Annotated in this window: 20 protein-coding genes and 1 pseudogene; 19 read left to right on the plus strand and 2 right to left on the minus strand. The window is 36.7% G+C overall.

Features of this window, described 5'->3' with window-relative positions:
- The first annotated feature begins 98 nt into the window (after positions 1-98).
- The 6 genes from BM012_RS11120 (at position 99) to BM012_RS11145 (ending at position 6387) form a co-directional block, all read left to right on the plus strand.
- The gene (locus BM012_RS11120; protein ID WP_061804749.1) at positions 99-1229 is read left to right on the plus strand and encodes a polysaccharide pyruvyl transferase family protein; all 1131 of its coding nucleotides are present in this window, start codon (positions 99-101) and stop codon (positions 1227-1229) included.
- Between the two features lie 20 nt (positions 1230-1249).
- Positions 1250-2344, plus strand: coding sequence for a glycosyltransferase (locus BM012_RS11125; RefSeq protein WP_197232467.1), 1095 nt, complete (start codon positions 1250-1252; stop codon positions 2342-2344).
- Between the two features lie 3 nt (positions 2345-2347).
- On the plus strand, positions 2348-2833 hold the full coding sequence (gene pssD / locus BM012_RS11130; protein WP_019394859.1) for a PssD/Cps14F family polysaccharide biosynthesis glycosyltransferase: 486 nt from the start codon (positions 2348-2350) through the stop codon (positions 2831-2833).
- Complete coding sequence (pssE, locus tag BM012_RS11135) at positions 2830-3324, plus strand: PssE/Cps14G family polysaccharide biosynthesis glycosyltransferase (protein WP_061804748.1); 495 nt, start codon at positions 2830-2832, stop codon at positions 3322-3324. The genes pssD and pssE overlap by 4 nt, the downstream gene beginning before the upstream one ends.
- Positions 3325-3328: 4 nt before the next feature.
- Complete coding sequence (gene murJ / locus BM012_RS11140; protein WP_061804747.1) at positions 3329-4852, plus strand: murein biosynthesis integral membrane protein MurJ; 1524 nt, start codon at positions 3329-3331, stop codon at positions 4850-4852.
- Positions 4853-5337: 485 nt separating this feature from the next.
- Complete coding sequence (locus tag BM012_RS11145; protein WP_019394862.1) at positions 5338-6387, plus strand: glycosyltransferase family 4 protein; 1050 nt, start codon at positions 5338-5340, stop codon at positions 6385-6387.
- Positions 6388-6459: 72 nt separating this feature from the next.
- Here the strand turns inward: BM012_RS11145 and BM012_RS11150 are convergent, their stop codons facing one another.
- Together BM012_RS11150 and BM012_RS11155 are read right to left on the minus strand one after the other, a co-directional pair.
- A complete protein-coding gene (locus BM012_RS11150) occupies positions 6460-7452 on the minus strand; it encodes an LCP family protein (RefSeq protein ID WP_061804746.1) in 993 nt (330 codons plus the stop codon).
- A gap of 170 nt (positions 7453-7622) precedes the next feature.
- Positions 7623-8258, minus strand: a complete 636-nt coding sequence (locus tag BM012_RS11155; protein WP_061804745.1) for a YigZ family protein — start codon at positions 8256-8258, stop codon at positions 7623-7625.
- Positions 8259-8726: 468 nt separating this feature from the next.
- Between BM012_RS11155 and BM012_RS11160 the strand changes: the two are divergent.
- The 13 genes and pseudogenes from BM012_RS11160 to BM012_RS11220 all read left to right on the plus strand — a co-directional run bounded on the left by BM012_RS11160 (position 8727) and on the right by BM012_RS11220 (position 18703).
- Positions 8727-9886, plus strand: a pseudogene (locus BM012_RS11160) (sensor histidine kinase).
- 35 nt (positions 9887-9921) lie between these two features.
- A complete protein-coding gene (locus tag BM012_RS11165) occupies positions 9922-10608 on the plus strand; it encodes a response regulator (RefSeq protein ID WP_061804744.1) in 687 nt (228 codons plus the stop codon).
- A gap of 130 nt (positions 10609-10738) precedes the next feature.
- Positions 10739-11581, plus strand: a complete 843-nt coding sequence (locus tag BM012_RS11170) for a DegV family protein (protein WP_061804743.1) — start codon at positions 10739-10741, stop codon at positions 11579-11581.
- Positions 11582-11682: 101 nt separating this feature from the next.
- Complete coding sequence (locus tag BM012_RS11175; protein ID WP_061804742.1) at positions 11683-13155, plus strand: ATP-dependent helicase ComFA; 1473 nt, start codon at positions 11683-11685, stop codon at positions 13153-13155.
- Positions 13152-13853: a ComF family protein gene (locus BM012_RS11180; protein WP_061804741.1), complete on the plus strand. Its 702-nt coding sequence runs from the start codon at positions 13152-13154 to the stop codon at positions 13851-13853. Before BM012_RS11175 ends, BM012_RS11180 begins: the two co-directional genes overlap by 4 nt.
- Positions 13854-13945: 92 nt before the next feature.
- Positions 13946-14314: a hypothetical protein gene (locus tag BM012_RS11185; RefSeq protein WP_061804740.1), complete on the plus strand. Its 369-nt coding sequence runs from the start codon at positions 13946-13948 to the stop codon at positions 14312-14314.
- 172 nt (positions 14315-14486) lie between these two features.
- Positions 14487-14765 (plus strand): flagellar biosynthesis anti-sigma factor FlgM, encoded by a 279-nt coding sequence (flgM, locus tag BM012_RS11190; RefSeq protein ID WP_061804739.1) that lies wholly within the window; start codon positions 14487-14489, stop codon positions 14763-14765.
- A 3-nt stretch (positions 14766-14768) separates the two neighbouring features.
- Positions 14769-15242 (plus strand): flagellar export chaperone FlgN, encoded by a 474-nt coding sequence (gene flgN / locus BM012_RS11195; RefSeq protein WP_061804738.1) that lies wholly within the window; start codon positions 14769-14771, stop codon positions 15240-15242.
- Between the two features lie 20 nt (positions 15243-15262).
- A complete protein-coding gene (flgK, locus tag BM012_RS11200) occupies positions 15263-16696 on the plus strand; it encodes a flagellar hook-associated protein FlgK (protein WP_061804737.1) in 1434 nt (477 codons plus the stop codon).
- Positions 16697-16709: 13 nt separating this feature from the next.
- Positions 16710-17591 carry a flagellar hook-associated protein FlgL gene (gene flgL, locus BM012_RS11205; RefSeq protein WP_061804736.1) on the plus strand — a complete coding sequence of 294 codons (882 nt, stop codon included), beginning with the start codon at positions 16710-16712 and terminating at the stop codon, positions 17589-17591.
- Positions 17592-17671: 80 nt separating this feature from the next.
- A complete protein-coding gene (gene fliW / locus BM012_RS11210; protein WP_061804735.1) occupies positions 17672-18106 on the plus strand; it encodes a flagellar assembly protein FliW in 435 nt (144 codons plus the stop codon).
- A gap of 11 nt (positions 18107-18117) precedes the next feature.
- Positions 18118-18345 (plus strand): carbon storage regulator CsrA, encoded by a 228-nt coding sequence (gene csrA / locus BM012_RS11215; protein WP_061804734.1) that lies wholly within the window; start codon positions 18118-18120, stop codon positions 18343-18345.
- A gap of 100 nt (positions 18346-18445) precedes the next feature.
- Entirely contained in the window at positions 18446-18703 is a 258-nt protein-coding gene (locus BM012_RS11220; protein WP_061804733.1) for a hypothetical protein, read from the plus strand.
- Position 18704: the final 1 nt, after the last annotated feature.

Here is an 18704-nt window from a genome sequence, read left to right on the forward strand (position 1 = left end):
TTAGTAAGAGTAGTATAATAAAAAAGTTGACGAATTTCAGCTAAAAACAACATTTTATTATAAATACAACAGAAAGTCGGATAATAGGTGTACACATGATGAGAGTAGGTATTATTGGAAATTACGGGCATGACAATAATGGAGATGAGGCCATTTTGTCAGGCATCTTAACACAGTTAAATACATTAGGTATTCGTAAAGGTGAAATTGTCATTTTTAGTAACAATCCAAGCAATACAGAGTCTCGTTACAACATCAAGGCAGTTCCCCTTTTACATAAGAAAGGTAACTTCATTCTCTCTGTCCTTCATACTGTCAAGCAAAGTTTCAAAATTATGAAGGACCTTGACTTACTTATTATTGGCGGCGGTGGTCTCTTAATGGATATGTATAAGAGAGATGCGCCTCTTTATAGTACGCTCGGTTTACTCGGATACTATGCTAAGTGTAGGGTAGTGATCTACGGAGTAGGGGCTGGCCCTATTACAACAAAGGCAGGAAAGTTTTTCATTAAAACATTAGCAAATAAAGCAGACTCTATCTCAGTAAGAGATGTAAAATCTAAAGAGTTATTAAAGGACATTGGAATCCGAAAAGAGATTGACATTATCGGAGACCCTGCTTTTGCTATTGAACCTGTTCGAAAAAGAAGTAAAACAAATGAGCTTAAAAAAGTAGCTGTTACAGCTGTTCCTTACTTTAGTAAACAATATTGGCCACAGCGAGATGACAGTAAATATGAGGCGTATGTAAAAGGTATGGCTCAAAATCTAGATGAACTTATTGAAAAAAAGGGCGCCACTGTCACATTTTTCTCAACAAAGTACCCTCAAGATGTTGAGGTTACAAGAGAGATTTATGATATGATGACATATAAACAGTTTGTTCGTCTTAAAGATGAAAACTTGCATCCAGACGAAATTGTTAAGCTTTGTGCAGAGCAAGACTTAATTATCGGGACTAGACTTCATTCTTTAATTTTGTCAGTTGTGGCAAGTACACCTGTGCTTGGTGTTGGTTATCATCATAAGGTGGAACATTTTCTTCAAGCGCTTGGCAAAGAAGAACATTTTGTAGAGATTGGGGCTTTACAAGAAAAAGATACTTTCCTGCAAAAAGTGCAAGCAATGACAAGACAGTGGGATGAGACACAGTGTGCTTACGAAGATCTTTCTGAAACTTTCGCACAGCGTGCTGCAAAAGGGTTAGAAAAGTTAGCGAGAAAATAATACAGTGCGGTGATACGAAAATGAAACCGAAAAAATTACTAGTATTAAGTAATATGTACCCAAGTAAAGAGGCTTTAACATTTGGCATTTTTGTTAAAAACCAAGTGAACGCATTAAGAGAGCAGGGACTAGAAGTAGATGTAGTAGCTGTTCAAAACCCAAATATGGGAAAAGCAAATGTATTGAAAAAGTATGGAAAATGGGCGCTCCAAACAGCAGGTAACTTGCTTACAAAAGGGCGTTCTTATGATGCTGTTCATGCTCATTACGTATTTCCAACAGGGATGTTAGCCCTTTTATATAAGAAATTATTTAAATGTAGAATGATTATAACAGCTCATGGTGGAGATATTGATAAAATGGCGAAAAAATCTCCGCGTATTCGTAAGTGGACGGCAAAAATATTAAAAGAAGCAGACCATGTTATTGCAGTTGGAAATGAGCTTTATGAAGAGATTCATGGAAGCTTTCATGTTCCAAAAGAAAAGCTCTCTATTATTAATATGGGCGTGAATCGAGAAGTGTTCAAACCTACGGACCAAGCAGTAGCTCGAGAGAAGTTAGATTTGTCGCAGAATGAGCATATTTTCTTGTTTGTGGGCAATTTGATTAAGCAAAAGGGACTAATGGAGCTTGTTCAAGCTTATGAGAAACTTCCAAAGGATAATAAACGTCTCATTTTAATGGGAGCAACAAAAGATGTTCGTTTTAGAGAAGAATTGGAAACCTACATTAAAGATCATAATGTAGGGAATGTAGATATCTTGGAACCTCGAGCACAACAAGAGGTTGCATTATGGATGAGTGCTGCAGATGCTTTTGTATTGCCATCTCATATTGAAGGGTTTGGCCTTGTTGCGTTAGAAGCAATGAGCTGTCATACGCCTGTTGTGGGCACAAATGTAGGTGGTTTGCGTTATTTATTAAATGAAGACAGCGGTATATTAGTAGAGCCGCAAAATGTTTCATCGCTTTTTGAAGGAATGAATAAAGTGTTGACTGATGTTGCTTCTAGAGAACAATTGATTTCAAATGGCGAGAAAAGAGCACAAGAGAATGATCAACAAACGTTAATACGGAAAGTAATCAACGTTTATTCTCCTCTTGGAGGGTAGAAAATGAGAAGAAAGAAAAACAAACAAAAGAAAGTCTTATTTATTGCTTCTGTTGGTGGACATTTAACACAGCTCTTACAGTTAAAACCACTGTTTCAAAAATATGATTATCATATTATTACAGAACGCTCTGTTATTACAGAAGCCCTTCAAAAGGAATATAAAATGTCCTTTCTCGTATATGGGGCTCGTAACTATTTGTTTCGGTACTTATTTAAGTTCACTTATAACTGCTTCAAATCGCTGTATCTATTCTTAAGAGAAAAGCCTGATGTTATCGTAACAACAGGAGCTCATACAGCTGTTCCAATGTGCTATATCGCAAAGCTATTCGGAAAGAAAGTTATCTTTATAGAAAGCTTCGCAAAAACAACGACTCCAACAATATCAGGACGTCTTGTTTACCCGATTGCTGACTTGTTTATCGTGCAGTGGGAAACGATGAAAGTACATTATCCAAAAGCAGTGCATGGAGGTTCAATCTATTGATTTTAGTTGTCTTAGGAACTCATGAGCTCCCTTTCACAAGGCTTCTAGAAGCTGTTGAAGAAGCAATAGAAGCAGGATTAATTCAAGAGGATGTTATTGTTCAAGTCGGACATACACCATTTACTTCAAAACATATGAAGCTTATCGATTTTACAAGCTATGATGAGATGGATCGCTTGTACGATGAAGCAAGAGTCATTATTACTCATGGTGGCACAGGATCAATTACATCAGGTCTTAAAAAAGGAAAGACATTAATTGCGGCTCCTAGGCTTATTAAATATGGTGAGCATAATGATGATCATCAGCTTGAGATTGTTAATCAATTTTCAAGAACAGGTCACCTTATTCCTTGGACAGATGAAGATAATTTTGAAGAGGTGCTTCAAAGAGCTGCTCACTTTACACCACAGCCTTTTTATAGCGGGAAAAATAACATTCTCTCGTTAATTGAATCATTTATAGATGAGAATGTGAAGGGAAAGAACTAAGAGTATGTCAAAAAAATCACTTTTAGCTGTAATAGGCGTTGTGGCTCTACTCAATATTCTTTCCCGTTTTTTTGGTTTCTTTAGGGAAGCAGTTATCGGATATCAATTTGGAACATCAGATAAGGCTGATTCTATTATATTAGCTTATACGATTCCAATGTTCCTTTATACTGTATTAGGAGGAGCTATTACAACGGCTTTTATTAGCATTTATAAAAAGATGACTAAAGAAGACGAAAAGCGACAATTTCAGGAAGTTCTGTTTACTTATACATGTATTGGTATGGTTTTCTTATCTCTTTTACTTGTTGTTTTTGCAGGCCCAATTGTGCAGGTTCTTTTTCCAGGTCTTTCTGCAAAAACGGAAGAGACAACTGTTTACCTATTTAGATGGATGGCTCCGTCGTCTCTTTTTCTTGTGTTGTCAATGTGGCTAACAGGAATTCTAAATATTTATAATCGGTTCTTCATGCCAGCATGTTCCACATTAGCTAACAATGCTGGTTTTGTTGTACTCGTACTTATTCTGTACCCTTTCCTTGGGATCGATGCGTACAATATAGGAGCTCTTGCAGGCGCAATTGTAATGTGTATTTTATTAGCTATTGAAATTAAAAAGTATAATATTATGACGTTCCGTTTTCGCTTAAGTATGAAAGAAGGGGCGTATGTCCAACGATTTTTTAGAATGATGATTCCCATTTTGTTAGGAGGAGCAACACTACAGTTTTATTTTCTAATTCAGCGTATGTTTGCTTCTGATTTAAGCGAAGGGGTCATTGCAGCTTTAAACTATGCTTCAAAGCTTGTTCAGCTACCACAAGTGGTTCTAATGACAGCTGTCACAACCGTTATTTATCCAAAACTTGCAGGTGAAGCATCTAAAGGAAATAGTGAAGGTGTCAATCTGATGTATGAAAAAGGACTAAAAGCGCTTCTTTTATGCATTGGAGGGGCTACAGTTTTTGTTTATGTATATGCCCATGAAATCATTGAAGCTGTATTTCAATATGGTTCTTTCACAGAAGATTCTACAATGCTTACAGCAACGCTTTTGAAATGGTTTGTTATTGGAATGTTCGCACATGGAGCAAATGTTTATGTGACGCGCTTTTTCTATGCTTTAGAGCGTCCATTCTTCCCAGTAGTAAGTGGGGTTATTGCTGTTTTTGTAATCAACGTTAGCCTTATTTATCTGTTTATGGAAAGCATGGAAGCTAGTGGTGTTGCTTTAGCAACAACGATCAGTGCATTTGTTCAATTTACTGCTCTTATTATTGTTGGAAAAGGGAAGCTAGGGCTTAGTATACGCAGTTCCCTATTAAGCGGTTCTATTTGGATTTTTCTTCTGTTGCTCACAGTTGTTACAGTTCTTATAGGATGGGGATTACCTATTGAAAACAGCATAGGTCGTCTCATTATAGGAGGAATCCTTTTTGTTATCACTGTTCTATTAGCTGGTGCAGTTACTAAAATCCCTGAGATTTCTTCTTTCTTCAATAAAATGAAGCGCAAAGTGATAAAATAGCCGGAGATCTTCCTCGGCTATTTTTTATGAAGAAAATGTCTTCAACAAAAATAGCTGTAAAATCCTTATCTAATGAGTTTTATTATGATTCTATTATTCAGAAAAAAAAGATAGAATTTTGACAGATTAAGAGAAAAAGATTATAGTTTTGTAGAGAGAATAAATTTCTATAAAAGCAGCTGTAAGATCTAAAAGTCTAATTGAAAAGGATTTCAGTTACGTTAGTTTTATAATGTCATAGAATTTTTAAATTTTTAGAGCTAAAAATCTTATTTAAGTCATAGATTCTATGTGGTATAATCCTTTTGGTAACTGAAAATCTTCATTGTTAGACCTTTTTATTGGTCAAAAATGCTCTGTAGCTACAAAGAAGTTACAAAACCTGCATAAAAAGACAAAAAAGTGTCTTGTAATACTAACCAATTGAAGATGTTAAGTATTGATTAAGAATTGATTTGGTTAAGATAAGCCTGAGGAGGGTCTACATGTTGTACTTGACCTTGTTTATCTGTTTTATCTCTTCGATTTTACTAACACCTCTTGTAAAGAAGTTAGCTTTCGTCGTAGGGGCTACAGATAAACCAAATAAACGAAAAGTTCATCAGCGCATTATGCCTCGTTTGGGAGGATTAGCAATATTCTTTAGCTTTATCATCGGCTTTTTGATTATGCAACCAGATAATAAATTTGCTTGGCCGATTGTTTTAGGAAGTATCATCATCATTATCACAGGGGTTTTAGATGATATTATCGAGCTATCTGCAAAATACAAGTTAGCAGGCCAGCTTTTAGCAGCAGCTGTTGTTGTTATTTATGGAGATGTTAAAGTTGTATCCATAAACCTCCCGTTTGATGGAATGCTCCACTTTGGTTTTCTAAGTATTCCAATCACAATCTTATGGATTGTAGGAATTACAAATGCCATAAACTTGATTGACGGACTAGATGGATTGGCTGCAGGAGTGTCATCTATTTGTTTAATTACTGTCTCTGGTGTGGCTATTATGATGAATGATCCATTTGTTGTAACAATGGGTGTTATTACCCTTGGAAGTACATTAGGCTTTTTACTGTATAACTTCCACCCAGCTAAGATTTTTATGGGGGATACAGGAGCCTTATTTTTAGGATATATTATTTCCGTCTTATCACTTCTTGGTTTTAAAGGAGTAACGGTCATATCTTTTATCCTTCCAATTATTGTTCTCGGTGTACCAATTTCTGATACATTTTTCGCAATTGTGCGTCGTATTGTGAAAAAGCAGCCGTTATCAGCACCGGACAAATCCCATCTTCACCACTGTTTAATAAGAGTAGGCTATAGCCATCGTCAAACAGTACTCATTATTTATGCAATGAGCGCCGTTTTTGGTCTAGCAGCCATTATCTTATCAAAAGTGGATATGTGGGCCTCGGTTCTTGTTATAGGAATTTTGCTTATTACGATTGAAATTATCGTTGAAAAAATTGGTCTTGTACATCAAAGTTACCGTCCAATTTTAAATATGGTACGCGGCATGCGAAAAAACGCGTAAAGAGAAAGCACTGACTGGATAGTCAGTGCTTTTTTGTATAAAAAGAACGCCTTGGACAAGGCGTTCTTTTAGTTAGTTGCTTGAAGAGTCAATCTCCAGATGCTTCTTCAACTTTTTAGATATTTTTTCAACAGAATCGTCATTGAGTTTGTAATAATACGTGCCTCCAGGTTGGTAATCTTCACCTTCAAGCGTTAATGTTTCAATATCAAGCTTTGTTCCTTTTGTTGCATAATCATAAAACGAAAGCATATCATTAAAAGTCAAGTTTGTTTTCATGTTGTCACCAATTGCTTTAATTACACCTTCATATTTGTTGATCGATCCAACAGAAGAAGCTTTATTAACAATGGCTTTCATTACTTCTTGCTGACGCTGTCCTCGGTAAATATCACTATCTTGCTTACGTGTTCTTGCAAAGGCTAATGCTTCTTCACCATTTAATGTTTGAACACCTTTTTCAAGATGGATAGCATTATGCTCGTCTTTTGAATTTTTCTCATACATTTCATAAGGTACGTTTACTTTTACCCCATCAAGAGAATCAACAACTTCCATGAATGCTTTGAAGTTTAATTTCACATAATAATCTACAGGAACATCAAATAGTTCTTCAACCGTTTCCATTGTAGCTTTTGAACCACCAGAGGCATGAGCATGGTTAATCTTATTTTCCTTACCTTCTTCAGGAATGTACACGTAAGAGTCACGAGGGATACTCACAAGCTTGACGGACTTTTGTTTTTTATTAAATGTAGCAAGGATAAGACCATCTGTTCTTGTATTGTTTCCATAGTTTCTCTGTTCTGTTTCATCAATTCCCATAAATAAAATAGAGATGTTGTCATCATCTGGATCAATTGCGCCTTCTCTTAGGGGAGAATGAGCACGATCAATCTTTTCAAATGATTCATCCATTGCTGTTTTTGCTTTAGCAAATAAGTTAAATCCATAAGCGGTGGCGCTTCCGACAACAAGTAAAATAGGTAAAACAAGGAAGATGAATAGTCGTCTTCTTCGCTTGCGCTTGTTTACTTTCTTTTGAAAACGTCTGTATTGAGACATTCTTTGACTCCTTTTAACGAAATTAATAAAATTTTACGACAGAATAGTTTAATGTTCTCCCACATGAAAAACATTAAATAGCTTTTTGGCTTGTTTTGAGAAAATAACTGTGTTCAATCAAAGCGTTAGATTTCATTTTACAATGTTTCTTCATATTCGTAAACAAGCCTTTAGAGAACGTCTTCTTCTAGGTAGGTATTTTCTCCTTCTTCAATTATTGCCTGTGCATTTGTTAATTCTGTCATCCATTCGACAAAGGAATCAATACGAGGTTCTTCAACATAAACTTCAAATTCAACATCTTCCGCATAGTTGATATTCTTAAGCTTATAGGTAGATGTGCGCAGTTCATTTTCAAGTTTGCCAAGCCAAGTATAGTCTACTTTTATATGCATGACTTTCATTAGGGTTCGCTTAACAATTCCTACAGCGTTAAGACCTTCTGACGTCGATTTGCTGTATGCTCGTACTAAACCGCCAGCACCTAGTTTGATGCCTCCAAAATAGCGTGTAACAACAACAACAGTATCTTTTAAACCGCGTTTTTTTAACACTTCAAGCATTGGCACACCTGCTGTCCCACTCGGTTCACCATCATCATTAGCTTTCTGAAATTGATCTCGTTCTCCTACAAGATAAGCAGAGCAGTTATGGGTAGCATTCCAATGCGTTTTTTTTATGTCTTGGATAAAGTTTTGTGCCTCTTCTTCTGTTTTCACGCGCTGTACATGACAGATAAAGCGTGACTTTTGGATGATAATCTCATGTTCTCCTTGCTCTTTTGCTGTATAATATTCGGTAAGCACTGAAAAAAGTCCCTCCTTTAAAATTATAGGTTAGCCTGAAATCTATACATATTCACCAAAACTATAGTCATGTTTTATGTATTATCGTTTTATTAAATCTATGTTACATTTTGATGTTTTTAAAAAAAAATAGGGAAAGATGTGTGAAAATAGTGTCGTATTTGAACAACTTCACTATGTTCACTTTCTCATTATAATGACAAAAATTGTACTCGGCAAATTAAAAGGAACACGAAATGTCATAAGCACAGTGGTAAGAGAGCAAGACTTTGACAGGTGCCTATTAAGTTAGTAATAATTTTACTAATAAAGAAACTCTACAACTGACGGAATCCCCATTCCGTACTATAACGTGAAGTTCACGTTGTGAAAAGTTTAGAAGGATAGAGGCGTGTTGCCTAACTATATGAAACAATGTGACATTCGCATGTTACATTTGTCCAAAAAAGCTTGTCTTGAGGTGAAAAGATGTCGAAACAGAAATTGACAAGCCGAGTATTAGATGAAATTTTTGAACGAATTATTTATACAGTTGACAATAGCAAAGGTGAGATTCACCGTATTGCTGAAGATTCTCGCAAAGAATTCGAGCAATTGCACCAGGAACTTGAACAGTTAAAGAGAAAAGTGCTTGAAACTATTGCAGAAGGTGATCGTCTTGAAATAAACGTGCGTGCTGCGAGAGCAAGACTCTCTGATGTGAGCCGCCATTTTAAAATTTATGACGAAGTGGAAGTAAAGGAAGCCTACGAGAAAGCACACAATTTCCAAACAAAGCTTATGGTCAATCGTCAGCTTGAACACCAGCTTAAACAAAGACGTGATGAAGTTGAAAGACGGCTTCTTACGTTAACAGAGACGATTGAACGAGCTGAACATCTTGTGTCGCAAATCTCGGTGATTTTATCGTACTTAACAGACGATCTCCAACAAGTTGGAGAGATTGTTGAAGATGCCATTCAAAAAGAGTATTTTGGTTTCCGAATTATTGAGGCTCAAGAAGAGGAGAGAGGAAACGTTTGTCCCGCGAAATTCACGACGGTCCTGCTCAAATGCTCGCTAACGTTATGATGCGTTCCGAACTAATTGAGCGAGTCTATCGTGAAAGAAGCCCTGATGAGGCAATGAAGGAAATTAGAGACTTACGGAAGATGGTTCGCTCAGCTCTCTATGAAGTAAGGCGAATTATTTATGATTTAAGACCGATGGCACTAGATGATTTAGGGCTCATTCCCACTTTAAGAAAATATATTAGTACTGTTGAAGATTACAATGATGGTAAACCACAGATTTCATTCACATCACTTGGATCTGATAAAAGGATGCCGCCAAAACTTGAGGTTGCTTTATTCCGTCTTGCGCAAGAATCGATTACAAATGCTATTAAACACGCCGATGCAAACTATGTGACTGTCAAAATTGAAGTGTGTGATAGCCAAGTCATTCTTATTGTAAAAGACGATGGAAAAGGTTTTGAAGTAGAAGAGAAAAAAGAGCAATCATTCGGGATTATGGGAATGAAGGAACGAGTGGAAATTTTAGATGGAAAACTAGAAATCAATTCAGCTATTGGCAAAGGTACAAAAGTGATGATTATTGTTCCTCAGTCTCAGCTGTTCCAATCATAAAACGTAGGCACATAGATTTTAGGAGGTAAGAAGATATGGAAACGAAAATAGTAATTATAGATGACCATCAATTGTTCCGTGAAGGGGTAAAACGAATTTTAGACTTTGAGCAAGACTTTGATGTTGTAGCAGAAGGTGACGATGGAGAAGAAGCTGTAAAGCTTGTTGAAGAGTATAATCCAGATGTTGTGATTATGGACATTAATATGCCTGGATTGAATGGTGTTGAAGCAACAAAACAGCTAATTGAAGAATATCCAGATACAAAAGTTATCATTCTATCTATTCATGACGATGAAACATATGTAACACATGCTTTGCAAACAGGTGCGCTTGGATATCTATTAAAAGAGATGGATGCAGATGCTCTTGTACAAGCTGTGCGCGTTGTAGCAGAAGGTGGTTCATATCTTCATCCAAAAGTAACAAACAGCCTTGTGAATGAGTATCGCCGTCTAGCTTCACAAGCTCAAAATGAACGTAAATATGCGGCAAGAGAAATTGAAATTCGCCGTCCGCTTCACCTTTTAACTCGTCGTGAGTGTGAAGTATTACAGCTTTTAGCTGATGGTAAAAGCAACCGCGGAATTGGTGAAACATTATATATTAGTGAAAAAACAGTTAAGAACCATGTAAGTAATATCCTACAAAAAATGAATGTTAATGATCGAACTCAAGCTGTTGTTGTAGCTATTAAAAATGGCTGGGTAAGCGTTCTGTAAAAGAAAAATAGTCAAAAGGGTGAGGCAAATTGTCTCACCTTTTCTTGCACATAGAGTAAAAATACATAATAATGGGTATTCTTTCTTTAGAAAGATTTTATACATAGGAAAAATCTGAGGAGGAGCATGAGTGAAAACGGCAATTATTGTTGATAGTACAGCATATATTCCAAAATCATTGAGAGAAGAAAAGAATATATATAGTATTCCATTAAGCATTATCTTTAATGACAAGCAATACAGAGAAGAAGAGAATATAACTGCAGAAGAGTTTTACGAGAAAGTAAAACAAGAAAAAATTTTTCCCACAACATCACAACCACCAATTGGTGAGATTGTAGAGTTATTGAAAGAAATAGCAGTTGATTATGATGAAGCAGTATTTATCACGCTCTCAAGTGGTATTAGCGGTACTTATCAAACCGTTCAGTCTGCAGGGAGAATGGTAGAAGGACTGACTGTTTATCCATATGATTCAGAGATAAGCTGCATGGTAGAAGGGTTTTATGCTCTAGAAGGAGCAGATATGGCTGCTCGTGGCAAAAGTGCAACGGAAATTGTTAAACGTTTTGATGAAATGAAACCGTTCATTAGGGCTTACTTTATTGTGGACGACTTATCACATCTTCAAAGAGGAGGAAGATTGAGTGCTGCACAAGCCCTAATTGGCAGTGTTCTTCAAGTCAAACCAATCCTTCATTTTGAAGATACAAAAATTGTTCCATTTGAAAAAATTCGCACAAGAAAAAAAGCTTTAAAACGAGTGTTAGAGCTTTTTCATGAAGATGCTTTTCAAGGGGTGCCAATTGAAGCAACAGTTATTCATGCTAATCGTCTTCAAGAGGCGGAAGAACTTTGCAAAGAGATTGAAAATAAATATCCCAATGTAAATGTTAATATTTCTTATTTTGGACCTGTAATAGGTACACATCTAGGTGAAGGTGCTTTAGGGCTTGGATGGTACCGTAAATAAAAAAGAACGAGTTTTTATGCTCGTTCTTTTTTATTATCCCTATGAAGACGTTGATAACAAGTTATGAAAAGTTGATATAGTAAAAAGAAAAGAGGTGTTTTATGCTTTTTACTGTTGAAGATAATAAGCTTGTCTTCTCTCCTCAAGAAGGTCAACCGATTTCCTATCACTCTACCTACACTTTTTATCCCATAAATGATGCCTACCCTTTTTCACAGAAGCTTCAAGAAGAGTTATCACAACGAAAGTTGCTTCTTACCGAACTTTCAGTTCCATTTATCACCCTTTATGAGCATTATAAAGAAGGATATGTTCAGATTATAAAAGGAATTAATAAAAAAAAGGATATATGTCAATGTAATCGTTGTGGAAATACGGTCTTACAAAAGTTTGGAGCATTTCCTTGTTATACATGTAAAGAGATGTGCTTTTATTGTCGTGCTTGCATTGGAATGGGGAGAATCAGCATGTGCACACCACTTTTTGTTTGGAGTGGTCCTATCTATAAGAAAAGGGAACATCCAGCTTTCTTAGCATGGAACGGTAAACTGTCCGAGATGCAGCAAAAAGGAGCAGAGGCCATTAAAGAGACAATCCAAGGAAAAGGAGAACTCTTAGTTTGGGCCGCTTGCGGAGCAGGGAAAACAGAAATGCTTTTTGAAGGAATTAATTATGCTCTCTCACAAGGAGAGAATGTTCTTATTGCTACACCAAGAGCAGATGTTGTACGTGAATTAAAGCCTCGTATAGCGCAAGCATTTCCTTACTCTTCTGTTATCGCTTTATATGGAGGCAGTGAAGACAGAGGAAAAAGTGGAGCTATTACGATTTCTACAACTCATCAAATGCTTCGTTATGAAAAAGCATTTGATGTAGTAATTGTAGACGAGGTAGATGCTTTTCCATTCTCATATGACAAAATGCTTCAACAAGCGGTAGAAAATGTGAAAAAACAGAGTTGTGCAACAATCCTCCTCACTGCAACACCGAATCGTCAGTGGCAGCGGGAAATAAGGAGAGGAAGGAGAGATGCCTTTGTTCTACCTGCACGCTATCATCGAAGAGAGATACCTGTACCACATATGATTTGGTGTGGAAACTGGAAAAAACAGCTCTTAAAAAACGAGCTTCCATGGAAGCTTAAAAAATGGCTGAAGGAAAGAAGAGAAAAACAAGTCTTTTTGTTTGTACCATCGATTGAAGTGATTCCTAAAATTGTGGGAATTATAAAAAAAGGGGAAAAGCAGACAGAAGGAGTCCATGCAGAAGATCATGATCGAGAAAAAAAGGTGCTACGGTTTCGAAATGGTGAAACACGCATTTTAGTAACAACTACTATTCTAGAGAGGGGAGTAACAGTCCCTAATATAGATGTTGCTGTTTTAGGGGCGGAGGAGGATATTTTTACAGAAAGTGCGCTCGTGCAAATTGGAGGAAGAGTGGGTAGAAGTGCTAATTATCCAAATGGAGATGTTACCCTTTTCCATTTCGGCCGAACTCAAGAGATGATTCGGGCAAGAAAACAGATTCTTTCTCTAAACGAGAAAGCGCGTAAGATGGGGCTTATTGAATGAATACCTGCCTATATTGTGAAGGAGTACATACGTCACAGTTTACATTCTCTCACTTTTTGAAAGGGGGGGAAACTGGCCTTTGTGAGCTTTGTCTTAAGAAATGCTTATTTATTAAAGAACCGTATTGTTTGCTATGCGGACGTAGCCTTCTTCATCTTTCTTCGCAGTTTATTGATCATGATATCTGTAAGGACTGTGCTGTCTGGAAAACTTCTTCATATAGGGAGATGATGACAAAGAATCGCTCTCTACTGCACTATAATGCTTTTATAAAAGAATGGATGAATCGTTTTAAGTTCCAAGGAGACTATGCGCTTTTGCTATCTTTTAAAAAGGAGTGGCTTTCCCTTTTCTATCAACACTTTAAGACTTGCTCCCTTATCATCCCTATTCCTCTCTCAGCAGAACGCCATTTGGAGAGAGGATTCAATCAATCTGAAGCTTTAGCTTCTCTTTTACCTCGACAGATCGTCTCGCCCCTTTCCCGCCTTCATACAGAAAAACAGTCCCAAAAAAATAAACAAGAGCGTCTACAAGAAGAGCTTTTTACCTTCTCTTCCTCTCGGAAACTCAATAATGAAGAGGTTCTCCTCATTGACGATATTTATACAACAGGAGCAACTCTTTATAGAGCAAGTAAGGTGTTAAAACAAAACGGAGCAGGTCTTATTTCAGCAATGACATTAGCAAGAAGCTAAGATAAACAATTGTAAGAACTATCCGATAAGAAAGGTAACGGCGCGACTTTCTTTTTAGGAGAAGAGCGGAATGAAGGAGCGAAAGGGTAAGAATGTCACAACTATTAAACTGTCCGACGTGTGGAAGTCTGTTTATTCAGAATAGCTTTATTAGTGTTTGTAACGATTGCTATAAGGAAGAGATTGCTCACTATGAAAGAATAGGAGAGTTTATTCGTAATAGAGACAACCGACTCTTAACACTTGAAGAGATAACAGAAGCTACTGGGGTGCCTATACCGCTATTCTATAAGTTTGTTCGTAAAGGGTGGCTTCAGCTTTCATATTTACCAAATGTATACTACCAATGTGAAGTTTGTCATCAAGAAACGCGTGAAGGAAGGATATGTAATTCTTGTCGCTATGATTTTAGAAAAGATTTAGAGATTTATGAACGAGAACAAACCTTGAAAAAGGAATAAAGTTCTAGTTCTTTTGTCACGAAAAAACAAATAAAAAGTAGAAAAAAGAAGAAAAATATGTTATTATTACTATTTTTATCATTTTCCTTAAATTCCTTTAAATCCTCTGTTTTTTTACCGATAATAAAAGAAAGATAAGATATAGCGGTAATTATTTCGTGAGGTGAGGAAAATGAAGATTAATCCTTTTCATTCATCAGGAATGAATCCATATCAAAACCAAACTGAAAAACAGAGACAGGTGGAAAGAACTTCTGTCACAAGACGTGATGAAGTTCAGATATCAACTCAGGCAAAAGAGCTTCAAAAAACAAATAATTTTCAAAATGAACGAGCAGATAAGATCGAACGATTAAAGAATCAGGTGCAGAATGGAACGTATAAGGTTGATGCGCATAAAGTAGCGTCTTCACTTGTTGACTATTATAAGAAATTTTCAAAAGGTGAATAAGTAATGAACATAGACCGGTTAGAGGCATTATTAGAAAAGCTTTTATCACTTCATAAAAGTTTATTACATTTAGCTCAACAAAAAACAGAATGCTTGAAGGAAGAGAACGAAACAATGCTCTCAAAGCTAATGAGTGAGGAGCAGTCTCACATAAAAGCTATAACAAAACTAGAAGAAGCTCGCCGGCGAGAAGTGTTATTAATATGGGGAGAATCCCTTACACTAGGTGAGATTATCGAGAAACTCCCTCTTCCTCAAAGAGCCAAATATGAGGTACTGAAGGAAGAGTTGAGCACTTGTCTTTTAGCATTAAAAGAGCGTAATGAACTAAATCAGCAGCTTCTTTATCATTCCCTACAAGTTGTGAATATGACTTTAGATATGTTCGGCAATCAGCCTAAAAACTTAAATTATCATAGTTCGCAGAAAGAGCGTCCGTCAGCTCCTAGTCGTTCTATGTTTGATAGTAAAGCATAAAAGAAACGGAGGAAAGACTGGTGCGTTCTACATTTCAAGGACTTGAAACATCACTGCGGGCTCTTCATGCTCAGCAATCAGCCCTTCAAACAACTGGACAGAATGTTGCGAATGCCAATACAGCTGGCTATACAAGGCAACGAGTGAATTTGCAAGCAACTTCCCCATATCCTTCGGGTGGGATGAACTCGCCGCAAATAGCAGGAACGATAGGAACAGGGGTAGAAGCAAGCTCAATTGAGCGAATTCGTGATCAGTATCTTGATGCTCAATATCGCAGCGGAGAGGCACAAGTTGGTTATGCTGACATGGAAAGTAATATCCTTAAGACTGTTGAAGCAATTATGAACGATCAAGAAGGTGCAGGTCTTTCGGGAGCGATGGATGAATTTTGGAGCTCTCTTCAAGATCTTAGTATTAACCCAAATGATGAAGGAATTAAAACGGTTGTCCGTGAGAAAGCCGTTTCTTTAACAGACACATTCCATTACTTAAATAGTGCACTAACAACTGCACAAGAAGACCTTCAAGCAGAAGTAGATGGAGCAAAAGATGATATTAACTCTATTGCATCTCAGATTGCAGATTTAAATCAAAAAATCGGTGAACTTGAGCCATCTGGTTACTTGCCAAATGATCTTTATGATCAACGTGATTTGCTTGTTGATAAGCTTTCAAGTTATATGGGTATTAAAGTTGAGCGCACTTCGTCAGGCAGCGGAGCTAACAGAGCCGCTGCAGGTATCTATACGATTAAGGTAGCTGGAAGCAGTGAAGCACTCGTACAAGGGAATATAGCGAAAAAGGTTGAGACAGTTTCTAACGGAAGTGATCTAGAAATCCAGATTAATGGTACAACTGTATCTTCAACAGGAAGTTTTCAAAGTTTAATTCGTAACCTTGGCACAGATCAAAGCATCTATAAAACAACGATTGATCAGCTTGATCAGCTTGCGCTAACTCTTACAACAGAATTTAATAATATTCATGGGAATGGCTACAAGCAAGATGGAGAAAAAGGGAGCGACTTTTTTACGTTTTCATCAGAAAATGCTTCAAGCACAATCACACTTTCAGATGACATTATGAAGAGTACGGATAATATAGCAGTTGGAGCTGAAGGAAATAAGAAAAGTGATGGAGGAAATGCAGCAAAACTTGCTGAACTTTTAAATCCCAATGTTGGCAAGGGAACAATCAGGTCTGCTTATAGTGAAATGATTGGGGAGATTGGTGTAAAAGTCCAAAATGCTAATAGACTAAAAGTAAATAGTGAAAATGTCAGAGATCTTCTTTCAACAAAGCGAGACAGCGTTAGCTCGGTTTCTTTAGATGAGGAAATGACAAATATGATTAAGTTTCAACATGCATATAATGCAGCAGCAAGGAGCATGACGGTCATGGATGAGATGCTTGACCGAATCATTAATAATATGGGCATTGTTGGCCGCTAGTGGAGGGAAAACGATGAGAGTAACACAGTCCATGATTTCTCAACATACGTTGCGTAATATGAGCAATAGCTATGAGAAACTAATGAATTTACAAGAACGAGCAACAAGTGGTAAGAAGTTGAACCGCCCATCTGATGATCCAATTGGTGCTGTTAAAAGCTTAAACTACCGAATAAATTTAAACGAGAATAACCAATATAAAGAGAATTTTACAGAAGCCTACAAGTGGCTTGATAACAGCGATGGATCTCTGGAAGAAGCAAATAAAGTGATGCAACGAATTCGAGAACTTACAGTGAGTGCGTCAAATGGAACAAAACTTGAAGATGAGCGAGAAGCTATTAGACTCGAAGTGAGCGGACTAAAAGAACATCTTGTTTCAATTGCGAATAAAAACATTGAAGGGAAGTTTCTTTTTAACGGAATAAATACTGGACAAGCGCCAGTAGATAACAAGAACGGAACAATTGTTGTAGGAGCTAGTGAGAAACCAATATCAATTGAACTATCTAAAGGTTTTCCAATTGATATTAGTACTGATGGAACGGGCGTTTTTAGTCAAGCTTTCTTTGATAATCTTACAAAGCTTGAACAAAGCTTAGCAGAAGGTTCATCAGGAGAGGAAATTGGTGATCAGCTTTCCGCAATGGATGAAAATATTAACTCTATTATAAGCGCTAGAACTCTCATCGGAGCTCGTACAAATCGTCTGGAAATTATGGAAGCACGTTTAAACGAGCAAGGAGAACTTCTTGAAAAGAAACTTTCAGATGTAGAAGATATAGATTTTGAGAAAGCAATTATGGACCTACAAATGCAGGAGACTGTTCAGCGGGCAGCATTAGCTGTGGGAGCTAAAATTATGCAGCCGAGTTTAGTAGATTTTCTAGCATAATAGACAGCAAAAGGCTCGGCATTTACCGGGCTTTCTGTTTAAAAACGTCAAAAACAACAATACTATAAAGTGGTGAAAAGATGAAAATAGCAACGAAATATCATGGGGAATTAGAAGTAAATCGTGAAGAGGTGATTACTTTTTCGAAAGGTATTCCTGGTTTCTTAGAAGAAAAGAAATTTACTCTTTTACCTCTCAATGATGAAGACGTCTTCTTTTTACTTCAGTCTTTAAAAACACCAGATTTAGCTTTTGTGATTGCAGATCCGTTTGCTTTTTATAAAGAATATGACTTCAACCTAGCTTCGCATTATATGACAGAACTTGATATTACCTCAGAGAAAAATGTAATGGTCTATGCTTTTGTAACAATAATGGACCCATTTTTGGAGTCTACTATTAATTTACAAGCACCGCTTATTTTAAATCGTGAACAAAAAAGAGGAAGACAAATTATTTTAACAGGCACGGATTATAAAACTAAACATCCACTCTTTCGGAAGATGATGAAGTAGGGGGGATCTTTTTGCTTGTCTTAACACGAAAAGTTGGCGAAAGTATCCGAATTGGAGAAGATATTGAACTGAAAATTGTAGATATTGATGGAGAACAAATTAAGCTAGGGATCAATGCTCCCAAACATATTGAAGTTCATAGGCAAGAAGTGTACGAAGCAATCCAAACGGAAAATGAGCAAGCTGCAAGTCTTGAAGAAAATCTTATGAATATATTTAAGAATATGAACAATCCTTAAGAGAGTCTCCTTAAAGGGCTCTTTTTTTAATAAAACGAGGCGACGTTCCTATATCATCCTAAACCTCTTTTTGTTAGTATTTCTGTAAAGGAGGAACGCAATGTCTTATGGAAATTACGAACGAAATCTATCCCTTTTCGTTATAGGTTTATTCTTTGCTTTTTTGACCATTTTGTTTCCCCTTCTTGCGCTGATAACGTCGAGGGAACTTTTTTTAGACTTAATGGGTGTCACACTAGGAATTTCTCTTATCATTTGGGGTTTACATAAACTGAAAAGTTCAAAGGGAAAAGGACTTAGACGCATTTTAATTGGAGGAGCTATTTTTATCTTCCTTATGATTAAGCTGTTTTTATGAA

The sequence above is a fragment of the Priestia endophytica DSM 13796 genome (assembly GCF_900115845.1).
Lineage (GTDB): Bacteria > Bacillota > Bacilli > Bacillales > Bacillaceae_H > Bacillus_I > Bacillus_I endophytica.

What these genes read in the sequence shown, in the direction of transcription:
- flgL (WP_061804736.1), top strand. Translation starts at nt 16,710, where the DNA reads ATGAGAGTAACACAGTCCATGATTTCTCAACATACGTTGCGTAATATG.
- BM012_RS11185 (WP_061804740.1), top strand. Translation starts at nt 13,946, where the DNA reads ATGTCACAACTATTAAACTGTCCGACGTGTGGAAGTCTGTTTATTCAG.
- BM012_RS11165 (WP_061804744.1), top strand. Translation starts at nt 9,922, where the DNA reads ATGGAAACGAAAATAGTAATTATAGATGACCATCAATTGTTCCGTGAA.
- BM012_RS11150 (WP_061804746.1), bottom strand. Translation starts at nt 7,452, where the DNA reads ATGTCTCAATACAGACGTTTTCAAAAGAAAGTAAACAAGCGCAAGCGA.
- BM012_RS11220 (WP_061804733.1), top strand. Translation starts at nt 18,446, where the DNA reads ATGTCTTATGGAAATTACGAACGAAATCTATCCCTTTTCGTTATAGGT.
- BM012_RS11175 (WP_061804742.1), top strand. Translation starts at nt 11,683, where the DNA reads ATGCTTTTTACTGTTGAAGATAATAAGCTTGTCTTCTCTCCTCAAGAA.
- fliW (WP_061804735.1), top strand. Translation starts at nt 17,672, where the DNA reads ATGAAAATAGCAACGAAATATCATGGGGAATTAGAAGTAAATCGTGAA.
- BM012_RS11120 (WP_061804749.1), top strand. Translation starts at nt 99, where the DNA reads ATGAGAGTAGGTATTATTGGAAATTACGGGCATGACAATAATGGAGAT.
- murJ (WP_061804747.1), top strand. Translation starts at nt 3,329, where the DNA reads ATGTCAAAAAAATCACTTTTAGCTGTAATAGGCGTTGTGGCTCTACTC.
- BM012_RS11145 (WP_019394862.1), top strand. Translation starts at nt 5,338, where the DNA reads ATGTTGTACTTGACCTTGTTTATCTGTTTTATCTCTTCGATTTTACTA.
- pssD (WP_019394859.1), top strand. Translation starts at nt 2,348, where the DNA reads ATGAGAAGAAAGAAAAACAAACAAAAGAAAGTCTTATTTATTGCTTCT.
- flgM (WP_061804739.1), top strand. Translation starts at nt 14,487, where the DNA reads ATGAAGATTAATCCTTTTCATTCATCAGGAATGAATCCATATCAAAAC.
- BM012_RS11180 (WP_061804741.1), top strand. Translation starts at nt 13,152, where the DNA reads ATGAATACCTGCCTATATTGTGAAGGAGTACATACGTCACAGTTTACA.
- BM012_RS11125 (WP_197232467.1), top strand. Translation starts at nt 1,250, where the DNA reads ATGAAACCGAAAAAATTACTAGTATTAAGTAATATGTACCCAAGTAAA.
- flgN (WP_061804738.1), top strand. Translation starts at nt 14,769, where the DNA reads ATGAACATAGACCGGTTAGAGGCATTATTAGAAAAGCTTTTATCACTT.